This is a genomic window from Bradyrhizobium sp. CCBAU 45389, from assembly GCF_028128625.1.
Lineage (GTDB): Bacteria > Pseudomonadota > Alphaproteobacteria > Rhizobiales > Xanthobacteraceae > Bradyrhizobium > Bradyrhizobium liaoningense_B.
In genome coordinates this window covers 55,346-76,204 of the sequence record NZ_LBIY01000093.1, presented here as the reverse complement: position 1 = coordinate 76,204, position 20,859 = coordinate 55,346, and the positions used below count along the sequence as shown (strand labels likewise).

Genomic DNA, 20,859 nt, shown 5'->3' with positions numbered 1-20,859 from the left:
TTATCAGCGAATCTCCGACGTGCCCGCGCTGGTGATCGCCACCGGCTTGCCGGCCTTGATCACCTGACTGGACTGGGCGGTCTGGCCGTAATCGGCATTGGTACGGGCCGCGATCCCGAATCCGGCCACCACAATGCCGGCCACCAGCGCCACCACCACGATCTTCAGGTGGGTCGCACGATCAGCAGAGTGAATTGAGTGGTTCATGTGAGCCTCCCGACGGGCTTTGCCGCCGTCTATGGGCTCTTCTTCTAAGGGCCATCTGTTTCCGGATGGTTTCGCGGGTTCCGCAAAATGGTTTCATCTGCCCGCCCGGCTGGTTTCGCCGGGCGGTGGCGCGGGGCCGGCTTTCAGGCCGCGGCCCGGCCGATATCGTTCCGGATCGAGCGGGCGGCCCAGACGAACAGGAGCGCGCCGAGCGTGGTCGTGACCGCAGCCGAGAGCAGCGAATAGCGCACCGCTTCCGCGCCATAGCTGCCCTTCAGGGCATCGTTGACCATCCCTACGGCGAGCGGGCCGACACCCTGGCCGAAGCAGGTGGCTGTCAGCGCGATCAGCGCGGAGGCCAGCGCGCGCATGCTGGGTTTTGCCACGGTCTGCGCGATCGCGAAGATCGGGCCGAGATGAAAGCCGACCAGGAACGAGGTCAGTGCCAGCATCGCCACCATCATCGCGAAATCCTGCGTCAGCATGCAGAGCGCGAACACCGGTCCGGCGAGGCCTGAGGTGATCGCGGGCGCCCACAGTTTCCAGCGGTCGTCGCGGCGGCTGATTTGCGCCACCACGAAGCCGCCGAGCAGGGTGCCCGCCATGCCGGCGAGGCCCTTGAAGGTGCCGGCATAGGTGCCGATCTCGGCGCTCGACAAATGGTGCACGCGGGCCAGGAACGGCGGGATCCAGGCCGCGGTCGCATAGTTGGTGTAGGTGGTGAGGCAGAAGCCGATCAGCACGATGATGAAGCTCTGCTGGGACGCGAGGAAGCGCAGCGTCGGGCCGAGCGGCTCGGGCACGAAACTTTCCTGCATGGCGCCGCGCTTCGGCTCGGAGATCGTCAGCCACAGGACAGCCGCGAGCAGGATGCCGGGCAGGCCGGCGACGTAGAAGGCCATCCGCCAGCCATAATGCTGGTTGACGTAGCCGCCGACGAAATAGCCGAGGAAGACGCCGAGATAGGTGCCGATGGCGTAGATGCCGAGCGCGCGCGGTCGCTCGTTCTTGGCGAAGAGATCGGCGACGATCGACTGCGAGGCCGGGGATCCCGCGGATTCGCCGATGCCGACGCCGATGCGTGCCAGCGCCAGCGAGGTCAGGCTGGTGGCCGCGCCGCACAGAGCCGTCATTGCGCTCCAGAACGCGAAGGCGACGGCGACGATGTTGCGCCGGTTCAGCCGGTCGGCGACGCGCGCGATGGGGATGCCGAGCAGGGAATAGAACAGCGCGAAGCCGAACCCTGCGAGCAGGCCCATCATGGTGTCGCTGAGGGCGAACTCCTTCTTGATCGGCTCGATCAGGACGTTGAAGATCGTGCGGTCGAGGAAGTTCAGCGCGTAGATGACGGTGAGCAGCCCCAGCACGTAGTAGCGCCGCGCGGAGGGCTTTGCCGTCGCAGCCGTTTGCACCGACACTTGTGACGTCACATCGACCATCGCTTCCCCCAATTTGTCTTTGTTGTCGTTGTCGGTCCAGCCCTGTGGGCTGGTGGCTCAGCCTTCGCGGATGTAATTCCCCGCTTCGAATTCGACCGGCGGCGTGCTCGCATCAAAGGACACGCCGATCGGATCGCGGCCCGCGGCGAGCGCGTCGAGCTGGTCGCTCAGCATGCGCCGGATCATCAGGATGCCGCGGTCGCTCTGGCCGAAATGCTCCTCGGAGTGAACCGTCACCTCGCCCTGGCCGACCTGGGCCTCATAGTCGCCCGGGAATTGCTGGTGCTCTTCCTCGCTCATGTCCCACCAGAATTTTCCGTTGAACTTCGAGCGCATGCGGCTGATCTCGCCGGGAGCCTTGACGCGGCCGGCGACATAGATGCGGAACGAGCTGTCGTCGATCGGCAACACCCAGCCGATCGATTCGACGCGGGCGAACTGCGCGACCCGCGGGTTCGGCACCACGCGCAGCGTCGGCAGCGCTGCCTCGCTGACGCGATAAAACACCTTGCCGTCGTCCTGCTTGCGCTCGGAGCGCACGAGCACGCCGCGCGGCGATTTCTCGAATTTCACCTCCGGGATCGACGCCATCATGTTGGTGAATTGCGGGCCCGAGAACGAGCCGTGCAGCACCGGCACGTGGTAGGGGTCGACCACGTTCTCGAAATGCTGGAGCCAGTTGCAGGGGATGATCGCGGGACCGCCGCCGCCGATCGAGGAATCGTCGGCCTCGACCAGCTCGCCGTCATCCATCTTTTCCAGGCACTCATAGCGCGGCAGCACCGGGCGTTTCTCGGCCGGGCCCATATAGGCGAAGATCAGCCCGTAGCGTTCCTCGACCGGATACCAGGGCTGGCGGATCTTGTCCTTGAACTGGCCGCCATCGGGCTCGCAGGGCTGCTCCAGGCAGTGGCCTTCGGTGTCGAACTTCCAGCCGTGATAGCAGCAGCGGATGCCGTCCTCCTCGACCTTTCCGTAATAGAGCGTGGTGCCGCGGTGGCAGCAGCGGGCGTGCAGGAGCCCGGCGCGCCCATGCTTGTCGCGGAACAGCACCAGGTCCTCGCCCAGCGCGCGCACCTTCTTCGGCGTGTCGGTGGCATCGCCGACGAGCCCGACCGGATGCCAGTAGCGGCGCAGCAGTTCACCCATCGGCGTGCCGCGCACGACCGAGGTGAGCTCGGTACGCGTGTGCGCCGGCTTCATCGCATAGGCCGTGCCGAGATCACGATCCCGCTGGGTGATGGTCATGCTGCTCCTCCCGCTGTCGGCCGCGCTGGCCGGGCCTTTTTGATGTCTTGGCCGCAGTGAAAGTTAATTCGATGACATTGTCAACGATCTTCTAAATGCCTCTTAATCGCATTTGAGGAGAAGGGCTGGCCGCAGCGGGCTCAGGCTTGGCAGGGCCGGGCTTTCTTGGCAGAGGTGGACGATGAACCAGACACCGAGCAGGGACGGGTGGACGGCCCCCGAGCCGGGCGAGAGCGAGCCGGCGCCGATCACCGCGATGCTGTCCTCGCGGCTGATGGTGCTCGCCAATCTGCTCAAGCGCGGCGCCATCCTGCGCTACAAGCGCCTCACCGGATTGTCCTCCGTCGAGTTCGGTCTCGTCGCCTCGCTCGGCCGGCGTCCGCCGATGAGCGTGGCGCGGCTCGCCGAGGCCGTCGGCCAGGACAAGGGGCAGATCAGCCGCGCTCTGGCCAATCTGGTGTCGCGCAAGCTGATCGCGAAATCGGCAAATCCGAAGGATAGCCGAGAGGTGCTGATCTCGCTCACCGCGGCGGGCCTCGCCGCGCATGATGCGATCGTCGAAGGCGCGCAGGAGCGCAACCGCCGCCTGCTGGAACATCTGAGTCCAGCCGAGTTCGACATGCTGCTGCAGCAGGTCGATCAGCTCACGGCGATCGCCGCCGAGATGCTCGAGAGCGAGAAGAATTCGCGCTGACGTTCCCGATCGTGCCCGGGAACAATGGATCGATTCTAAGAGTCGCTCTAAGAAGCTTTCAATTAGGGAAATCGAGCGCCCTCACATAAGCGTCACCATCAGGCGCATGCCGTGCCGGGACACGGCATGACGCATCAAACATGCAGCTTTGGGGTGGCGCGTTGAACAGTCTTGGAATGCTGCGGTCGGCCGTGTTGGCGACCGCATCCGCTTGGGTTTTGGTGCCGCAGGCATCGCTCGCACAATCGTCCACGCAGAGCGGCGCGCAGAACCTGCCGTCCGTGACCGTCACCGCACCGGAAGCGCGCCGCCGCGCACCCGCCTCCGCCGCGCGCAGCGCGCCACGGCGATCGGTGCAGGCCGCGAACAGAAGCAAGCCGCAGCCCCAGCGCAATGCCGGCTTCGTCGAGACGCCGCGCGGCCCGGTGCGCGGCTACGTCGCCGGCCGCAGCTCGTCCGGCACCAAGACCGACACGCCGATCATGGAGACACCGCAATCGGTGTCCGTCATCGGCGCGGAGCAGATCCGCGACCAGAAGCCGAACAAGCTCGACGAGGTGCTGCGCTATACCGCCGGCGTGCGGGCAGGGACCTTTGGTGCGGATACGCGCAACGACTGGTGGCTGATCCGCGGCTTCAAGTCCGATGATATCGGCCTGTTTCTCGACGGCATGCAGCTGTTCTACACGTCCTATGCGAGCTGGAAGCTCCAGCCGTTCAACATGGAGCGCGTCGAGGTGCTGCGCGGTCCGTCGGCGGTGCTTTACGGCGGATCGAGCCCGAGCGGCATCGTCAACGTCATCAGCAAGATGCCGCCGGCCGAGCCGATCCGCTACGTCGAGACCGGCGTCAACAATTTCGGCAATGCCTATGTCGGTTTCGATTTCGGCGGTCCGGTCGCGACGCAGCCTCAGGACGGCAAGCTGTTCTACCGCGTCGTCGGTCAGGTTCAGAACGGCCCGACGCAGGTCAACTTCACGCCCGACAACAATTACTTCATCGCTCCGTCATTCACCTGGAAGCCGGATGCCGACACCACCTTCACGGTGCTGGCGTCGGCCTCCAAGCAGGACACGCGTGGAATCAACTTCCTGCCTTACCAGGGCACGGTGACCAGCGCGCCGTTCGGCAAGATCTCGACCAGCTTCTTCGCCGGCGATCCCAGCGTCGACAAGTTCACGCGCGAGCAGGAGATGCTCGGCTATCAGTTCGAGCGCAATCTGACCGACGACCTGACGTTCCGGCAGAATGCGCGGTTCGCACATGTCGACGTGACCTATCGCGGCTACGTGGCCAGCGGCTACACCAGCGCGGCGACCGGCGATCTCTTCCGTTACAATTGGTATGCAAAGGATACGGCCAATCAGGCCAATCTCGACAATCAGTTGGAGTATCGCTTCAACACCGGACCGGTAAGGCACACGATGCTGTTCGGCGTCGACCTGAAGGGCTACCAGATCGACGACTATCAGGCTTTCAACTTCTTCGGCGTGCCGTCGATCAACGTCCTAAATCCAGCATATGGTGTCGGCGACATTCCGATCACGGGCGCGCCGTTCCGCAATTTCCAGATCACGCAGAAGCAGGCCGGCACCTATCTCCAGGACCAGATGAAGCTCGGCAACTTCACGCTGGTCTTGAGCGGCCGCAACGACTGGGTCGAGACGACCCAGGCCGCCCGAGACACCGGCGCCGTCGTCGGCCAGCGTGACGACAGCAAGTTCAGCGGGCGTGCCGGACTGATCTACAATTTCGACAACGGAATTGCGCCCTACGTCTCCTATGCGACGAGCTACAATCCGATCATCGGCCTCAATGCGACGAACCAGTTGTTCCTGCCGGAGACCGGCCAGCAGGCCGAGATCGGCGTGAAGGTCGCGCCGAAGGGTTTCGATGGCTACTTCACCGCCTCGGTTTTCGACCTGAAGCGGCAGAACGTGGCGTCCACCGCGCCGGGCGCGATCGTCACGTTGCAGAACCAGACCGCAGAGGTCACCTCGCGCGGCATCGAGCTCGAAGCGGTGGCCAATGCCACGAAGGAGCTGAAGCTGATCGGCGCCTTCACCGCCTATCATCTCTTCAACAGCAAGGATATCGACCCCTCGGTGATCGGCAAGACGCCGACCAACACGCCCGAGATGCTGGTGTCGGGCTGGGCCGACTACACCTTCAAGGACGGACCGCTTGAGGGCTTCGGCTTCGGCGGCGGCGTCCGCTATATCGGCTCCTCCTGGGCCGACATCGCCAACACCCTCGAAGTTCCCGCGGTGGTGCTCGGCGATCTCACGGTCCATTACGAATGGCAGAACTGGCGCACGGCACTCAATGTGATCAACGTGACCGACAAGATCTATGTCGCGAGCTGCGCCTCGGACGGGGCCTGCTTCTACGGCGACCGCCGGCGCGTCACCGCCAGCGTCTCCTACAAATGGTGAAGCAAGGGATGAGGAGAGGCGGGGGCAGCATCGAGCGCCCCTGATCTCGATCATCCCGAGGCTCTACCGACCGGACGACCGCTGATCTCCCATCGGGAGATCGATGAGCTCCCGGGCCATGCCCCCCGGCCCGAAGCTCATGCGAGCGCGGCGCGTGCGACGGCCCAGCAAGTCGCCGCCGCGCTCGCGGTCGCTCCGGATCGGATGCTGTCCTGACGCATTCGCCGGACGAGGTGCGGTCCCGTCATGATGCATGGCTGACCAGCCGCGCCTGCGGATACGGATATTGCCGCGCATGTCCTGCCTGCGCCCGCGACCTTCACCGGCCGTCCGTTGCGCCAACCGGCCGGGTCAGTATCTCGCCCGAGTGACGGAAAGGGCCGTCACGGCCGTTATTGCCTGGGTCTGGGTGCGCTGCCGCAGGAAAAACCCGAGAATTTTGACCGGACGCTGTGTCGCAAATCGCGGTCCTGGTCCGCGCCCCACAATCTCAGAACAAGCCGCCGTGCAAAACTGTGGTCACCCTTGCTGGTCTGGGCGATCTGCTCCATACCAACCGCGGGGTGATTCCGGGATTTCCACCGTTCTGGGGGCGGCAAAGGGCCTGAAAAGAGCGTGTCTTGCGCCCATTGGTGCACTGCGCTAAGGCTCAGAATAATTCCAAATCGGGACGAATCCGCGGCTCCCCCGACGTCGCGGGAAAAAGGGCTCGTCAATGAGCGGCATTCTACAGAACTATCTTCCACTCGTCGTCTTTATAGGGGTAGCGGGCCTCATCGGCCTCGTGCTGCTGATCGCGCCGTTCATCGTGGCGTTCCAGCAGCCGGACCCGGAAAAGCTGTCGGCGTATGAGTGCGGTTTCAACGCCTTCGACGACGCGCGAATGAAGTTCGACGTCCGCTTCTATCTGGTCGCCATCCTCTTCATCATCTTCGACCTCGAGGTGGCGTTCCTGTTTCCCTGGGCGGTGGCGTTCGGCAAGCTTGGCGCGACCGGCTTCTGGTCCATGGTGGTGTTCCTCGCCGTGCTGACGGTCGGGTTCGCCTATGAATGGAAGAAAGGGGCACTCGAATGGGATTGAACCCAGCACCGTCCACCGGTCCGGTTGTTGCGCCGGCCCCCAAGGGTATCCTGGACCCGTCGACCGGCAAGCCGGTCGGGGCCAATGATCCGTTCTTCCTCGAGGTCAATTCCGAGCTGTCCGACAAGGGCTTCTTCGTGGCCGCGACCGACGATCTCATCACCTGGGCGCGCACCGGCTCCTTGATGTGGATGACCTTCGGTCTCGCCTGCTGCGCCGTCGAGATGATGCAGGTGTCGATGCCGCGCTACGACGTCGAGCGCTTCGGCTTCGCCCCGCGTGCCTCGCCGCGCCAGTCCGACGTGATGATCGTCGCGGGCACGCTGACCAACAAGATGGCGCCGGCGCTGCGCAAGGTCTACGACCAGATGCCCGAGCCGCGCTACGTCATCTCGATGGGCTCCTGCGCCAATGGCGGGGGCTACTATCACTATTCCTACTCGGTCGTGCGCGGCTGCGACCGCATCGTGCCGATCGACATCTACGTGCCGGGCTGCCCGCCCACGGCGGAAGCGCTGCTCTACGGCGTGCTGCTGCTGCAGAAGAAGATCCGCCGCACCGGCACCATCGAACGCTAAGGTTTTACGTCATGGACGACGCCAAGCTCGACGCACTGGGGCAGACGATCGTTAGCGCGCTTCCGGGCGCCGCCACCGGTCACACGGTGGCCTTCAACCAGCTCACGGTTGATGTCGAGGCCAGCAAGATCGTCGAGGTGGTCAAGTACCTCCGCGACGATCCGAACTGCCGTTTCGTCAACTTCACCGACATCACGGCTGCGGACTATCCGTCGCGCGAAAAGCGCTTCGACGTGATCTATCACTTCCTGTCACCCACCCTGAACACGCGCATCCGCCTCAAGGCCCAGGCCGACGAGACCACCCAGGTGCCGTCGCTGATCGAGGTGTTCCCGGGCGCCGACTGGTTCGAGCGCGAGGCCTACGACCTCTACGGCGTGTTCTTTGTCGGTCATCCCGACATGCGCCGTATCCTCACCGATTACGGTTTCGAGGGGCATCCGCTGCGCAAGGATTTCCCGCTTACCGGCTTCGTCGAGGTCCGCTACGACGACCAGGAGAAGCGGGTGGTGTACGAGCCTGTCCGGCTCAACCAGGAATTCCGCAAGTTTGATTTCTTGTCGCCGTGGGAAGGCGCGGACTATCCGCTGCCTGGCGACGAAAAGGCGGGGCCGAAGGTCTGATCATGAATGAACAACCTGAGAACCTCAGAAACTTTACCATCAACTTCGGCCCGCAACACCCTGCGGCGCACGGCGTGCTGCGCCTGGTGCTGGAGCTGGACGGTGAGGTGGTCGCCCGCGTCGACCCGCATATCGGCCTGCTTCACCGCGGCACCGAAAAGCTGATCGAGCAGAAGACCTATCTCCAGGCGATCCCTTATTTCGACCGCCTCGACTACGTCGCGCCGATGAACCAGGAGCATGCCTTCTGCCTCGCCGCTGAAAAGCTGCTGGGCATCGAGGTGCCGCGCCGCGGCCAGCTCATCCGCGTGCTCTATTGCGAGATCGGCCGCATCCTGTCGCATCTGCTCAACGTCACCACGCAGGCGATGGACGTCGGCGCGCTCACCCCGCCGCTGTGGGGCTTCGAAGAGCGCGAGAAGCTGATGGTGTTCTACGAGCGCGCCTCGGGCAGCCGCATGCATGCAGCCTTCTTCCGCGTCGGCGGCGTGCATCAGGACCTGCCGCAGAAGCTGGTCGACGACATCGAGGCCTGGTGCGATCCGTTCCTGAAGGTCGTGGACGACCTCGACCGGCTGCTCACCGCCAACCGCATCTTCAAGCAGCGCAACGTCGACATCGGCGTGGTGCCGCTGAAGGAAGCCTGGGAGTGGGGTTTTTCGGGCGTGATGGTGCGCGGCTCGGGCGCGGCCTGGGACCTGCGCAAGTCGCAGCCCTATGAATGCTACGCCGAGATGGATTTCGACATTCCGATCGGCAAGAACGGCGACTGCTACGACCGCTATCTGATCCGCATGGAAGAGATGCGCCAGGCCGTGCGCATCATGAAGCAGTGCATCCAGAAGCTGAATGCGCCGGATGGCAAGGGCCCCGTCGTCGTCGAGGACAACAAGGTCGCGCCGCCGCGCCGCGGCGAGATGAAGCGCTCGATGGAAGCGCTGATCCACCACTTCAAGCTCTACACCGAAGGCGTCCACGTGCCGGCCGGTGAAGTCTATGCCGCGGTCGAAGCGCCCAAGGGCGAGTTCGGCGTCTACCTGATCTCTGACGGCACCAACAAGCCGTACAAGTGCAAGATCCGCGCGCCGGGCTTTGCCCATCTGCAGGCGATGGACCACATCTGCCGCGGCCATCTGCTCGCGGACGTCTCGGCGATCCTGGGCTCGCTCGACATCGTGTTCGGAGAGGTCGATCGGTGATGGCGCAGGCGCCAATCCAGTTTGACCGCGCCTCGGGGGCCCTTGAAGGGGCCAACCTGTGGGAGCGGACGGCTGCCTTGGCGCTGGTGACGGGATCGAAGATCTCCTCGCACTTCTCGCACATGGGCTACATTGCCTGCGCCAATCTGTTGGCGAAGACGCTGCCCAAGCGCAACATTGCGATCAAGCTCAACCCCGACGCCGTGTTCGAATTTCCCTACGGCGACGGCTACTGGAGCAAGCTGCTCAACCGCTCGTACAATTATGAGGACGAGCTCGAGGTGCTGTTCGCCGACTCCGTCGACGTCGACTACACGCTGCTCGATTGCGGCGCCAATTACGGCTACTGGTCGGTGCTGGTGTCGAGCAAGCCGTTCGGCTCGCACAAGGCGATCGCGATCGAGCCGTCGGGCCAGAACTATCCGAAGCTCGCCAACAACGCCCGCGTGAATGGCAACCGCTTCGAGACCATGAAGTGCGCCATCGGCGCCGCCCGCGGCACGGCGCGTCTCTCCGGCACCAAGCACGAGGCCTTCAGCATCGCCGGTGACGCATCGGCAGGTGGGGAAGAGGTGCCGGTCCTGGCACTCGACAACCTAATTGACGACGGAAAGATCGCCGCCAGCGGCAAGTACCTGATCAAGCTCGACGTCGAGGGCGTCGAGATCGAGGCGATCAAGGGCGGCGCCCGGCTGCTCCAGGCCGACAGCGTCATCATGTGCGAGGAGCACGGCAGCGACCGCTCCCATGCCGTGTCGCGCTACATCCTCGAACAGACCCCGCTGAAGCTGATCGTGTTCGATCCGCGCAGCAACCGGATGGAGACCGTGACCGAGTTGTCGATCCTCGATCGCATCAAGGTCTCGACCCATGTCGGCTACAACGTTTTCGGCACCGCAAGCGCGTTCTGGCAGGACAGGATCGAATCCCTGAATGCCAAAACCGCGCGCCGCATGCAGTGAGAGATTGAAGAGATGTCCGTTCGCCGATTAGCACCGAAGGAAGTCCAGCCCGCGAGCTTTGCGTTCACGGAGGAGAACCTCGCATTCGCCAAGCAGCAGATCGCGAAATATCCGGCCGGCCGGCAAGCCTCCGCCGTCATCGCCATCCTCTGGCGGGCGCAGGAGCAGCACGACGGTTGGGTCTCGGAAGCCGCGATCCGCGTCATCGCCGACATGCTCGACATGCCCTACATCCGCGTGCTCGAGGTCGCGACCTTCTACACGATGTTCCAGCTCGCACCCGTGGGCAAGAAGGCCCACGTCCAGGTTTGCGGCACCACGCCGTGCCGCCTGCGCGGCGCCGAGGATCTGATCCACGTCTGCGAGCACCGCATCCATCACGAGCCCTTCCATCTCTCCAAGGACGGCAATTTCAGCTGGGAGGAGGTCGAGTGCCTGGGGGCCTGCGTGAACGCGCCGATGGTGCTGATCGGCAAGGACACCTATGAGGACCTGACCAAGGAAAGCTTCGGCAAGGTGCTCGACGGCTTTGCTTCGGGCAATCCGCCCAAGCCCGGCCCGCAGAACGGCCGCCAGTTCTCGGCGCCGATCACCGGGCCGACCACGCTGAAGGAGATCACCTGATGCGTGATCTCTCGCAGCCTTCGGTGGAGGGGAGCGGTGCCATGAAGAAGTGGGGCTTCATCGCGATGCATGCCGCCGTGGCGGCTGCCTTCATCTTTCTCCTGCAACGCTTCAGCCTGAACGCGTCGCTGGAATCCAGCCTGCTCTGGGCGTTGACCTTCGCCGTCTGCGCCGCCGGACTTGCCTACAAGCAGTCCAATCGTTGATCGGAAAGCACTGATATGCTCGAGGACAAGGACCGCATCTTCAAGAACCTCTACGGCCTCCACGACTGGGGGCTGGAGGGTGCGCGGCGCCGCGGCGCCTGGGATGGTACGAAGAATATCATCGACAAGGGCCGCGACTGGATCATCAACGAGATGAAGGCGTCGGGCCTGCGCGGCCGCGGCGGCGCCGGCTTCCCGACCGGTCTGAAATGGTCCTTCATGCCGAAGGAATCGACCGACGGCCGGCCGAGCTATCTCGTCGTCAACGCCGACGAGTCCGAGCCCGGCACCTGCAAGGATCGCGAGATCATGCGGCATGATCCGCATCTCCTGATCGAGGGCTGCCTGATCGCGAGCTGCGCGATGAATGCGCATGCCTGCTACATCTATGTCCGCGGCGAGTTCATCCGCGAACGCGAGCATCTGCAGGCGGCGATCGACCAGGCCTATGAGGCCAAGCTGGTCGGCAAGGACAACGTCAACGGCTGGCCGTTCGACATCTACGTCGCGCACGGCGCCGGCGCTTACATCTGCGGCGAGGAGACCGCGCTGCTCGAAAGCCTCGAAGGCAAGAAGGGCCAGCCGCGCCTGAAGCCGCCGTTCCCGGCCAACGTCGGCCTGTTCGGCTGCCCGACCACCGTCAATAACGTCGAGTCGATCGCGGTTGCGCCGGACATTCTCCGTCGCGGCGCCGCCTGGTTCGCCGGCATCGGCCGTCCGAACAATGTCGGCACCAAGCTCTTCTGCATCTCCGGCCATGTCGAGCGGCCCTGCAACGTCGAAGAAGCCATGGGCATTCCGTTCCGTGAGCTGATCGACAAGCATTGCGGCGGCATCCGCGGCGGCTGGGACAACCTCAAGGCCGTGATCCCCGGCGGCTCGTCGGTGCGCATGGTGCCGGCCGAGCAGATCATCGACACGCCGATGGATTTCGACAGCCTGAGCAAGCTGCGCTCGGGCCTCGGCACCGCGGCCGTGATCGTGATGGACAAGTCCACCGACCTGATCCGCGCCATCGCCCGCATCTCGTATTTCTACAAGCACGAGAGCTGCGGCCAGTGTACGCCGTGCCGCGAGGGCACCGGCTGGATGTGGCGCGTCCTGACCCGCATGGCCGAAGGCCGCGCCCACAAGCGCGAGATCGACATGCTGCTCGAAGTCACCAAGCAGGTCGAAGGCCACACCATCTGCGCGCTTGGCGACGCGGCGGCCTGGCCGATCCAGGGCCTGATCGCGCATTTCCGTCACGAGATCGAAGCGCGCATCGATCAGTATTCGCATAAGGCCGACATCGACGATGCCGGCGTCCGCGATCCCGTGAACATGGTCGCGGCGGAGTAAGAGACATGACCAAGCTCATCATCGACGGCAAAGAGATCGATGTCCCCGCCGAGTACACGCTGCTTCAGGCGTGCGAGGCGGCCGGCGCCGAGATTCCGCGCTTCTGCTATCACGAGCGGCTGTCGATCGCCGGCAATTGCCGGATGTGCCTCGTCGAGGTGAAGGGCGGCCCGAAGCCGGTCGCCAGCTGCGCCTGGGGCGTGCGCGACTGCCGTCCGGGCCCGAAGGGCGAGCCGCCGGAGATCTCCACGCGTTCGCCGATGGTGAAGAAGGCGCGCGAAGGCGTGATGGAATTCCTTCTCATCAACCATCCGCTGGACTGCCCGATCTGCGACCAGGGCGGCGAGTGCGACCTGCAGGACCAGGCGATGGGCTATGGTGTCGACACCAGCCGCTTCGCCGAGAACAAGCGCGCCGTCGAGGACAAGTATCTCGGCGCGCTGGTCAAGACCTCGATGAACCGCTGCATCCAGTGCACGCGCTGCGTCCGCTTCTCGGCGGAAGTCGCCGGCGCGCCCGAGATGGGCGCGACGGGGCGCGGCGAGGACATGGAGATCACGACCTATCTCCAGCACGCGCTGACGTCGGAATTGCAGGGCAATCTCGTCGACATCTGCCCGGTCGGCGCACTGACCTCGAAGCCCTATGCCTTCGCGGCGCGTCCGTGGGAGCTCGGCAAGACCCAGTCGATCGACGTCATGGACGGCGTGGGCTCGGCGATCCGCGTCGACACCCGCGGCCGTGAAGTGATGCGCGTGCTGCCGCGCATCAACGAGGCCGTGAACGAGGAGTGGATCTCCGACAAGACCCGCCACATCGTCGACGGCCTGCGCACCCAGCGCCTCGACCGGCCCTATATCCGCGAGGCCGGCAAGCTGCGCGCGGCGAGCTGGCAGGAGGCCTTCGCCGCGATCGCCTCCAAGGCGGCGCGCACCGACGGCAAGCGCATCGGTGCGATCGCCGGCGACCTCGCCGGCGTCGAGGAGATGTTCGCGCTGAAGGACCTGCTCGCCAAGTACGGCTCGAGCAACCTGGCGGTGCAGGGCGGCGACGCCTTCGACCCCGCGCTCGGCCGCGGCTCCTACATCTTCAATCCGACGCTGGTCGGCGTCGAGCAGGCGGACGCGCTGCTCATCATCGGCGCCAATCCGCGGAAAGAGGCGGCCGTGTTCAACGCCCGCATCCGCAAGCGCTGGCGCGGCGGCGGCTTCAAGGTCGGCGTGATCGGCGCCAAGGCCGACCTGACCTATGATTACGATCATCTCGGCGCGGGCACCGAGACGCTCGGTGAGCTCGCGGCCGGCAAGCACTCCTTCATGGACGTGCTGAAGAACGCCAAGCATCCGATCATCCTGGTCGGCGCGGGCGCGGCCGCCCGTCACGACGGCGCCGCCATCCTCGCAGCTAGCGCCAAGCTCGCGCTCGACGTCGGCGCGGTCAAGGACGGCTGGAACGGCTTCGGCGTGCTGCACGAGACCGCCTCACGCGTCGGCGCGCTCGACATCGGCTTCGCCGCAAGCGCGGGTGGGCTGAACGCTGCGCAGATGACGACGTTCGGCACGCTGGACCTGTTGTTCCTGCTTGGCGCCGACGAGATCAAGGCGCCGGACGGCACCTTCGTCGTCTATATCGGCACCCATGGCGACCGCGGCGCGCATCGCGCCGACGTGATCCTGCCGGCCGCCGCCTACACCGAGAAGTCCGCGATCTACGTCAACACCGAAGGCCGCGTGCAGATGACCGGTCGCGCCGCGTTCCCACCGGGCGAGGCCCGCGAGGACTGGGCGATCGTCCGTGCGCTGTCGGAAGCGCTCGGCAAGAAGCTCGGTTATGACTCGCTCTCGGCGCTGCGCCAGGCGATCTTCAAGGTCGTGCCGCATCTGATCCGTCTCGACCAGATCGAGGTCGGCTCCGCCGACCAGGTCAAGAAGCTGGCGGGGAAGGGCGGCTCGCCCGAGAAGGCGCCGTTCAAGCCGCTGGTCGAGGACTTCTATTTGACCAACCCAATCGCGCGTGCGTCCGCCGTGATGGCGGAGTGCTCGCGGCTTGCCTCCGGGCAGATGCTGACCGCAGCGGAGTGAGCGTGATCTGATGGAATTTTTCGAAAGCGCATTCTGGACCGGGTTCCTCTGGCCGCTGATCATCATGGTCGCCGAGAGCGTCCTGGTGCTCGTCGTCCTGCTGGTGGCGATCGCCTACATCCTGCTCGCCGACCGCAAGATCTGGGCGGCGGTGCAGATCCGCCGCGGCCCGAACGTGGTCGGCCCGTGGGGCCTGCTGCAGTCCTTCGCGGACCTGCTCAAGTTCGTGCTGAAGGAGCCGATCATCCCGGCCGGCGCCAACAAGGGCGTGTTCCTGCTGGCGCCGCTGGTCTCCTGCGTGCTCGCGCTCGCGGCCTGGGCGGTGATCCCGACCAATCTCGGCTGGGTGATTTCCGACATCAATGTCGGCGTCCTCTTCATCTTCGCGATCTCGTCGCTGTCGATCTACGGCATCATCATGGCCGGCTGGTCGTCGAACTCGAAATATCCGTTCCTGGCCGCGCTGCGCTCGGCGGCGCAGATGGTGTCCTATGAAGTCTCGATCGGCTTCGTCATCATCACGGTGCTGCTCTGCGCCGGCACGCTGAACCTGTCGGCCGTGGTCGAGGCCCAGCACGCGCGCGGCCTTGCGAGCCTGATCGGGCTGCCGCAGCTCACCATCCTGAACTGGTACGTCTGGCCGCTGTTCCCGATGTTCGTGGTGTTCTACGTCTCGGCGCTGGCGGAAACCAACCGTCCGCCCTTCGACCTCGTCGAAGCGGAATCCGAGCTCGTCGCCGGCTTCATGGTCGAATACGGCTCGACGCCGTATCTGCTGTTCATGCTCGGCGAATACGTGGCGATCGTCACGATGTGCGCGTTGGCGACGATCCTGTTCCTCGGAGGCTGGCTGCCGCCGGTGGACCTGCCGCCCTTCAACTGGGTGCCGGGGATCATCTGGTTCGCGCTGAAACTGTTCTTCATGTTCTTCCTGTTCGCGATGGCAAAGGCGATCGTGCCGCGCTACCGCTACGACCAACTGATGCGCCTCGGCTGGAAGGTGTTCCTGCCGCTGTCGCTGGCGATGGTGATCGTGGTGGCCGGCGTGCTGCATTTCGCCGGCATCGCGCCGAAGTGAGGGCCGTCGTCATGGGTATCAACATCAACGCCACTGCACGCTCGCTTCTGCTGTCGGAATTCGTCTCGGCGTTTTTCCTCGCCATGCGCTATTTCTTCCAGCCGAAGCCGACGCTGAACTATCCGTTCGAGAAGGGCCCGATCTCGCCGCGCTTCCGCGGCGAGCATGCGCTGCGCCGCTATCCGAACGGCGAGGAGCGCTGCATCGCCTGTAAGCTGTGCGAAGCGGTCTGCCCGGCGCAGGCCATCACCATCGAGGCCGGCCCGCGCCGCAACGACGGCACCCGCCGCACCGTGCGCTACGACATCGACATGGTGAAATGCATCTATTGCGGCCTCTGCCAGGAGGCCTGTCCGGTCGACGCCATCGTCGAAGGTCCGAACTTCGAGTTCGCGACCGAGACCCGCGAGGAACTGTTCTATGACAAGGCCAAGCTGCTCGCCAACGGCGACCGCTGGGAACGCGAGATCGCGAAGGCGATCGAGCTCGACGCGCCTTACCGGTGAGATGAGAGCATGATCCTTCCCGCGCTGTTCTTCTATCTCTTCGCCGGCATCTGCGTTGCCTCGGCGGTGATGGTGATTGTCTCGCGCAATCCCGTGCACTCCGTGCTGTACCTGATCCTGGCCTTCGTCAACGCCTCCGGCCTGTTCGTGCTGATGGGCGCCGAGTTCCTCGGCATGATGCTGATCGTCGTCTATGTCGGCGCGGTCGCGGTGCTGTTCCTGTTCGTGATCATGATGCTCGACGTCGACTTCCTCGAGCTGCGCGAGGGCTTCATCGAGTACCTCCCGGTCGGCCTCGTGATCGGCGGCATCTTCCTGTTCGAGCTGCTGCTCACCGTCGGCTTCTGGGTCATCAACCCCGGCGTCTCCAAGACGATCACGGCGGCGATCCCGACCAACGTCTCCAACACCGAGGCGCTGGGGCTCGTGCTCTATACGAAGTACATCCACTACTTCCAGCTCGCGGGCATGGTGCTTCTGGTCGCCATGATCGGCGCCATCGTGCTGACGCTGCGGCACAAGGCCAACGTGAAGCGGCAGGACATCAACGTTCAGAACGCGCGCACGCCCGAGATGGCGATGGCGATGCGCAAGGTGGCGCCGGGGCAGGGACTCCAGGATGCCGATGCGGCGGAGTGGGTGAAATGACGATCGGGCTCGGACATTATCTGGCGGTCGGCGCGATCCTGTTCACGCTCGGGATCCTCGGCATCTTCCTGAACCGCAAGAACATCATCGTCATCCTGATGTCGATCGAGCTGATCCTGCTCTCGGTCAACATCAACCTCGTGGCGTTCTCGACCTTCCTCGGCGACATCGTCGGCCAGGTCTTCGCGCTCCTGGTGCTGACGGTCGCGGCCGCTGAAGCCGCGATCGGTCTCGCCATCCTGGTGGTCTATTTCCGCAACCGCGGCTCGATCGCGGTTGAGGACGTCAATCTGATGAAGGGCTGAGCTCTCAAATGGTTCAGGCAATCGTTTTCCTGCCCCTGCTGGGCGCCATTCTGGCCGGGCTCATCTCCCTGGTCGGTGCGCATGCCCGCAACCCCTCGGGCGACGAGGTCGAGCATCACGGCGACCATGGCCATGGCGATGCCCACGCATCGGCGGCCCATGACGACCATGGGCACGACGATCACGGTCATGACGACCACGGCCACGGCCCGGTCGAGCCGGCTGCTGCGGGCTCGCGCGCGGCGGAGCTGATCACCACGGGACTGCTGTTCGTCGCGGCGGCGCTGTCCTGGATGACGCTGGTCGACGTCGGCTTCATGCACCATGACGCGCGCATCCAGCTGCTGCCCTTCATCTTCTCCGGCGACCTCCAGGTCTGGTGGACGCTGCGCGTCGACACGCTCACCGCCGTGATGCTGGTGGTGGTGACGACGGTGTCCTCGCTCGTGCACCTCTATTCCATCGGCTACATGGACGAGGATCCGTATCGGCCGCGCTTCTTCGGCTATCTCAGCCTGTTCACCTTCGCCATGCTGATGCTGGTGACGGCGGACAACCTGGTCCAGCTGTTCTTCGGCTGGGAAGGCGTGGGTCTGGCGAGCTACCTGCTGATCGGCTTCTGGTACCAGAAGCCCTCGGCGAACGCCGCCGCCATCAAGGCCTTCGTGGTCAACCGCGTCGGCGATTTCGGTTTCGCGCTCGGTATCTTCGCGATCTTCATGCTGGCCGGCTCGACCGATTTCGAGACCATCTTCCATGCCGCACCCGGCCTCACCGGCAAGACCATCAACTTCCTCGGCTGGCACGCCGACGCGCTGACCCTGACCTGCCTGCTGCTGTTCATGGGTGCGATGGGCAAGTCGGCGCAGTTCCTGCTGCACACCTGGTTGCCGGACGCGATGGAAGGCCCGACCCCGGTCTCGGCGCTGATCCATGCCGCGACCATGGTCACCGCGGGCGTCTTCATGGTGGCGCGCCTGTCGCCGCTGTTCGAGCTCGCCCCGACCGCCCAGGCCGTGGTGATGTTCTTCGGCGCGACCACGGCGTTCTTCGCGGCCACGATCGGCCTCGTCCAGAACGACATCAAGCGCATCGTCGCCTACTCGACCTGTTCGCAGCTCGGCTACATGTTCGTGGCGATGGGAGCAGGGGCCTATTCGGTCGGCATGTTCCACTTGTTCACGCACGCCTTCTTCAAGGCGCTGCTGTTCTTGGGCTCCGGCTCGGTGATCTACGCGATGCACCACGAGCAGGACATCCGCAACATGGGCGGCCTCTGGCGCAAGATCCCCTACACCTATGCGGTGATGGTGGTCGGCACGCTGGCCCTGACCGGATTCCCGCTCACCGCCGGCTACTTCTCCAAGGACGCGATCATCGAGTCCGCCTACGCCTCGCACAATCCGTTCGGGGTCTACGGCTTCCTGATGACCGTCGTCGCCGCCGGCCTGACCTCGTTCTACTCCTGGCGCCTGATCTTCAAGACCTTCCACGGCGAGCCGCATGACGAGCATCATTACGAGGCCGCGCATGAGGCCCCGCTCTGGATCCTGATCCCGATCGGCGTGCTTGCGGTCGGCTCGTTCGTCGCGGGTCTGCCGTTCAAGGAGCTGTTCGCAGGCCACGGCGTCGAGGAGTTCTTCCGCGAGTCCGTGAAGATGAACCCGCACATCATCGAGGAGATGCACCACATCCCCGAGACCATCGCCTTCCTGCCGACGGTGATGATGGTGCTGGGCTTCCTGGTGTCGTACCTGTTCTACATCCGCCGGCCTTACATCCCCGTTCGGCTCGCCGCAGAGCATCCGATGCTGTACCAGTTCCTGCTCAACAAATGGTACTTCGACGAGCTCTACGAGATCATCTTCGTCCGTCCGGCGAAGTGGATCGGCTATCAGCTCTGGAAGAAGGGCGACGGCTTCATCATCGACGGCTTCGGTCCCGACGGCGTCTCCGCCCGCGTGCTGGACGTCACCCGCAACGTGGTGAAGATCCAGACCGGCTATCTCTATCACTATGCATTCGCCATGCTGATCGGTGCCGCCGGCCTGATCACCTGGTTCATGTTCGGCTTTGGAGGCCAGTAAATGACAACCTGGCCCATTCTTTCGGTCACGACGTTCCTGCCGGCGGTCGGCGCGCTGATCGTCTATCTCAGCCGCGGCGATGACGAGGCTAGCAGGCGCAATTCGCGCTGGATCGCGCTCTGGACCACGCTGATCACCTTCGCGGTGTCGGTGATCCTGGTCATGCGCTTCGACCCCAACACCGCCGACTTCCAGTTCGTCGAGAAGGCGAACTGGCTCGCCACCGGCATCACCTATCACATGGGCGTGGACGGCATTTCGCTGCCGCTCGTGATCCTCACCACCGCCGTGATGCCGTTCTGCATCATCGCGAGCTGGAAGGCGATCACCAACCGCGTCCGCGAATACATGATGGCGTTCCTGATCCTGGAAACGCTGATGGTCGGCACCTTCTCGGCGCTCGATCTCGTGCTGTTCTACCTGTTCTTCGAGGGCGGCCTGATCCCGATGTTCCTGATCATCGGCGTCTGGGGCGGTCCGCGCCGGGTCTATGCCTCCTTCAAGTTCTTCCTCTACACGCTGCTTGGCTCGGTCCTGATGCTGCTCGCCATCATGGCGCTGTACTGGAACGGCGGCACCACGGATATTCCGACCCTGATGCACACCGCCGTGCCGCGGTCCTTGCAGACCTGGGCCTGGCTTGCCTTCTTCGCCTCGTTTGCGGTGAAGATGCCGATGTGGCCGGTGCACACCTGGCTGCCCGACGCGCACGTCGAGGCGCCGACCGCGGGCTCGGTGGTCCTCGCCGCGATCCTGCTGAAGATGGGCGGCTACGGCTTCCTGCGCTTCTCGCTGCCGATGTTCCCGCTGGCCTCGCACGACTTCGCGCCGCTGATCTTCACGCTCTCGGCCATCGCCATCATCTACACCTCGCTGGTGGCCCTGATGCAGGAGGACATGAAGAAGCTGATCGCCTACTCGTCAGTGGCGCATATGGGCTTCGTCACCATGGGCATCTTCGCCGGCACCATGCAGGGCGTCGCCGGCGGCATGTTCCAGATGATCTCGCACGGCATCGTCTCCGGCGCGCTGTTCCTCTGCGTCGGCGTCGTCTACGACCGCCTGCACACCCGCGAGATCGCGGCCTATGGCGGCCTCGTCAACCGGATGCCGCTCTACGCGATGACCTTCATGGTCTTCACCATGGCCAATGTCGGCCTGCCCGGGACGAGCGGCTTCGTCGGCGAGTTCATGACGCTGCTCGGCACCTTCAAGGTCTCGATCCCGACCGCGTTCTTCGCCACCTTCGGCGTGATCCTCTCGGCGGGCTACGCGCTGTGGCTCTACCGCAAGGTCGTGTTCGGAGCGCTGGTCAAGCCGTCGCTGACGAGCATGAAGGACCTGACCTTGCGCGAATGCGTGATTCTGTTCCCGATGATCGCGCTGACGATCCTGTTCGGCGTCTATCCGAAGCCGGTGCTCGACATGTCGGCCGCCTCGGTCCAGCAACTCGTCAACAATTACAACACCGCTGTGACGGCCGTGAAGGCCGCCGCACTGCTCCAGTGATCGGGCAG

General features: G+C 64.5%; 20 protein-coding genes. 17 read left to right on the top strand and 3 right to left on the bottom strand.

Annotated features, from left to right (window positions below; genetic code table 11):
• Positions 1–3 precede the first annotated feature (3 nt).
• The 3 genes from XH79_RS24195 to XH79_RS24185 form a co-directional block, all read right to left on the bottom strand.
• The gene (locus XH79_RS24195) at positions 4–207 is read right to left on the bottom strand and encodes a hypothetical protein (RefSeq protein ID WP_212335980.1); all 204 of its coding nucleotides are present in this window, start codon (positions 205–207) and stop codon (positions 4–6) included.
• Between the two features lie 143 nt (positions 208–350).
• Positions 351–1,646, bottom strand: a complete 1,296-nt coding sequence (locus XH79_RS24190) for a spinster family MFS transporter (RefSeq protein ID WP_271583199.1) — start codon at positions 1,644–1,646, stop codon at positions 351–353.
• 57 nt (positions 1,647–1,703) lie between these two features.
• On the bottom strand, positions 1,704–2,894 hold the full coding sequence (locus XH79_RS24185) for an aromatic ring-hydroxylating dioxygenase subunit alpha (protein ID WP_271583198.1): 1,191 nt from the start codon (positions 2,892–2,894) through the stop codon (positions 1,704–1,706).
• Between the two features lie 181 nt (positions 2,895–3,075).
• On the opposite strand from XH79_RS24185, the gene XH79_RS24180 reads away from it, so the two are divergent.
• The 17 genes from XH79_RS24180 (at position 3,076) to XH79_RS24100 (ending at position 20,851) form a co-directional block, all read left to right on the top strand.
• Positions 3,076–3,588 carry a MarR family winged helix-turn-helix transcriptional regulator gene (locus XH79_RS24180; protein WP_212335983.1) on the top strand — a complete coding sequence of 171 codons (513 nt, stop codon included), beginning with the start codon at positions 3,076–3,078 and terminating at the stop codon, positions 3,586–3,588.
• A 176-nt stretch (positions 3,589–3,764) separates the two neighbouring features.
• Entirely contained in the window at positions 3,765–6,023 is a 2,259-nt protein-coding gene (locus tag XH79_RS24175; RefSeq protein ID WP_271583197.1) for a TonB-dependent siderophore receptor, read from the top strand.
• A 715-nt stretch (positions 6,024–6,738) separates the two neighbouring features.
• Complete coding sequence (locus XH79_RS24170; protein WP_008136158.1) at positions 6,739–7,104, top strand: NADH-quinone oxidoreductase subunit A; 366 nt, start codon at positions 6,739–6,741, stop codon at positions 7,102–7,104.
• On the top strand, positions 7,101–7,682 hold the full coding sequence (locus XH79_RS24165; RefSeq protein ID WP_442869971.1) for a NuoB/complex I 20 kDa subunit family protein: 582 nt from the start codon (positions 7,101–7,103) through the stop codon (positions 7,680–7,682). Before XH79_RS24170 ends, XH79_RS24165 begins: the two co-directional genes overlap by 4 nt.
• Before the next feature lie 11 nt (positions 7,683–7,693).
• Positions 7,694–8,305 carry an NADH-quinone oxidoreductase subunit C gene (locus XH79_RS24160; RefSeq protein ID WP_212335985.1) on the top strand — a complete coding sequence of 204 codons (612 nt, stop codon included), beginning with the start codon at positions 7,694–7,696 and terminating at the stop codon, positions 8,303–8,305.
• 2 nt (positions 8,306–8,307) lie between these two features.
• Positions 8,308–9,504, top strand: a complete 1,197-nt coding sequence (locus XH79_RS24155) for an NADH-quinone oxidoreductase subunit D (RefSeq protein WP_212335986.1) — start codon at positions 8,308–8,310, stop codon at positions 9,502–9,504.
• Positions 9,504–10,466, top strand: coding sequence for an FkbM family methyltransferase (locus XH79_RS24150; RefSeq protein WP_212335987.1), 963 nt, complete (start codon positions 9,504–9,506; stop codon positions 10,464–10,466). Before XH79_RS24155 ends, XH79_RS24150 begins: the two co-directional genes overlap by 1 nt.
• A 12-nt stretch (positions 10,467–10,478) precedes the next feature.
• The gene (gene nuoE, locus XH79_RS24145) at positions 10,479–11,090 is read left to right on the top strand and encodes an NADH-quinone oxidoreductase subunit NuoE (protein WP_011087680.1); all 612 of its coding nucleotides are present in this window, start codon (positions 10,479–10,481) and stop codon (positions 11,088–11,090) included.
• Complete coding sequence (locus XH79_RS24140) at positions 11,090–11,296, top strand: hypothetical protein (protein WP_212335988.1); 207 nt, start codon at positions 11,090–11,092, stop codon at positions 11,294–11,296. The genes nuoE and XH79_RS24140 overlap by 1 nt, the downstream gene beginning before the upstream one ends.
• Before the next feature lie 15 nt (positions 11,297–11,311).
• Positions 11,312–12,637 (top strand): NADH-quinone oxidoreductase subunit NuoF, encoded by a 1,326-nt coding sequence (gene nuoF, locus XH79_RS24135; RefSeq protein WP_212335989.1) that lies wholly within the window; start codon positions 11,312–11,314, stop codon positions 12,635–12,637.
• A gap of 5 nt (positions 12,638–12,642) precedes the next feature.
• Positions 12,643–14,718 carry an NADH-quinone oxidoreductase subunit NuoG gene (gene nuoG, locus XH79_RS24130; protein ID WP_271583195.1) on the top strand — a complete coding sequence of 692 codons (2,076 nt, stop codon included), beginning with the start codon at positions 12,643–12,645 and terminating at the stop codon, positions 14,716–14,718.
• 10 nt (positions 14,719–14,728) lie between these two features.
• On the top strand, positions 14,729–15,796 hold the full coding sequence (gene nuoH / locus XH79_RS24125; protein WP_018642373.1) for an NADH-quinone oxidoreductase subunit NuoH: 1,068 nt from the start codon (positions 14,729–14,731) through the stop codon (positions 15,794–15,796).
• A gap of 17 nt (positions 15,797–15,813) precedes the next feature.
• Complete coding sequence (nuoI, locus tag XH79_RS24120) at positions 15,814–16,302, top strand: NADH-quinone oxidoreductase subunit NuoI (protein WP_026232873.1); 489 nt, start codon at positions 15,814–15,816, stop codon at positions 16,300–16,302.
• Positions 16,303–16,311: 9 nt separating this feature from the next.
• Positions 16,312–16,950 (top strand): NADH-quinone oxidoreductase subunit J, encoded by a 639-nt coding sequence (locus tag XH79_RS24115; RefSeq protein ID WP_212335991.1) that lies wholly within the window; start codon positions 16,312–16,314, stop codon positions 16,948–16,950.
• Positions 16,947–17,255, top strand: a complete 309-nt coding sequence (gene nuoK / locus XH79_RS24110; protein WP_008547737.1) for an NADH-quinone oxidoreductase subunit NuoK — start codon at positions 16,947–16,949, stop codon at positions 17,253–17,255. The genes XH79_RS24115 and nuoK overlap by 4 nt, the downstream gene beginning before the upstream one ends.
• An 8-nt stretch (positions 17,256–17,263) precedes the next feature.
• Positions 17,264–19,342, top strand: coding sequence for an NADH-quinone oxidoreductase subunit L (gene nuoL / locus XH79_RS24105; protein ID WP_212335992.1), 2,079 nt, complete (start codon positions 17,264–17,266; stop codon positions 19,340–19,342).
• Positions 19,343–20,851, top strand: coding sequence for an NADH-quinone oxidoreductase subunit M (locus tag XH79_RS24100; protein ID WP_212335993.1), 1,509 nt, complete (start codon positions 19,343–19,345; stop codon positions 20,849–20,851).
• Positions 20,852–20,859 lie beyond the last annotated feature (8 nt).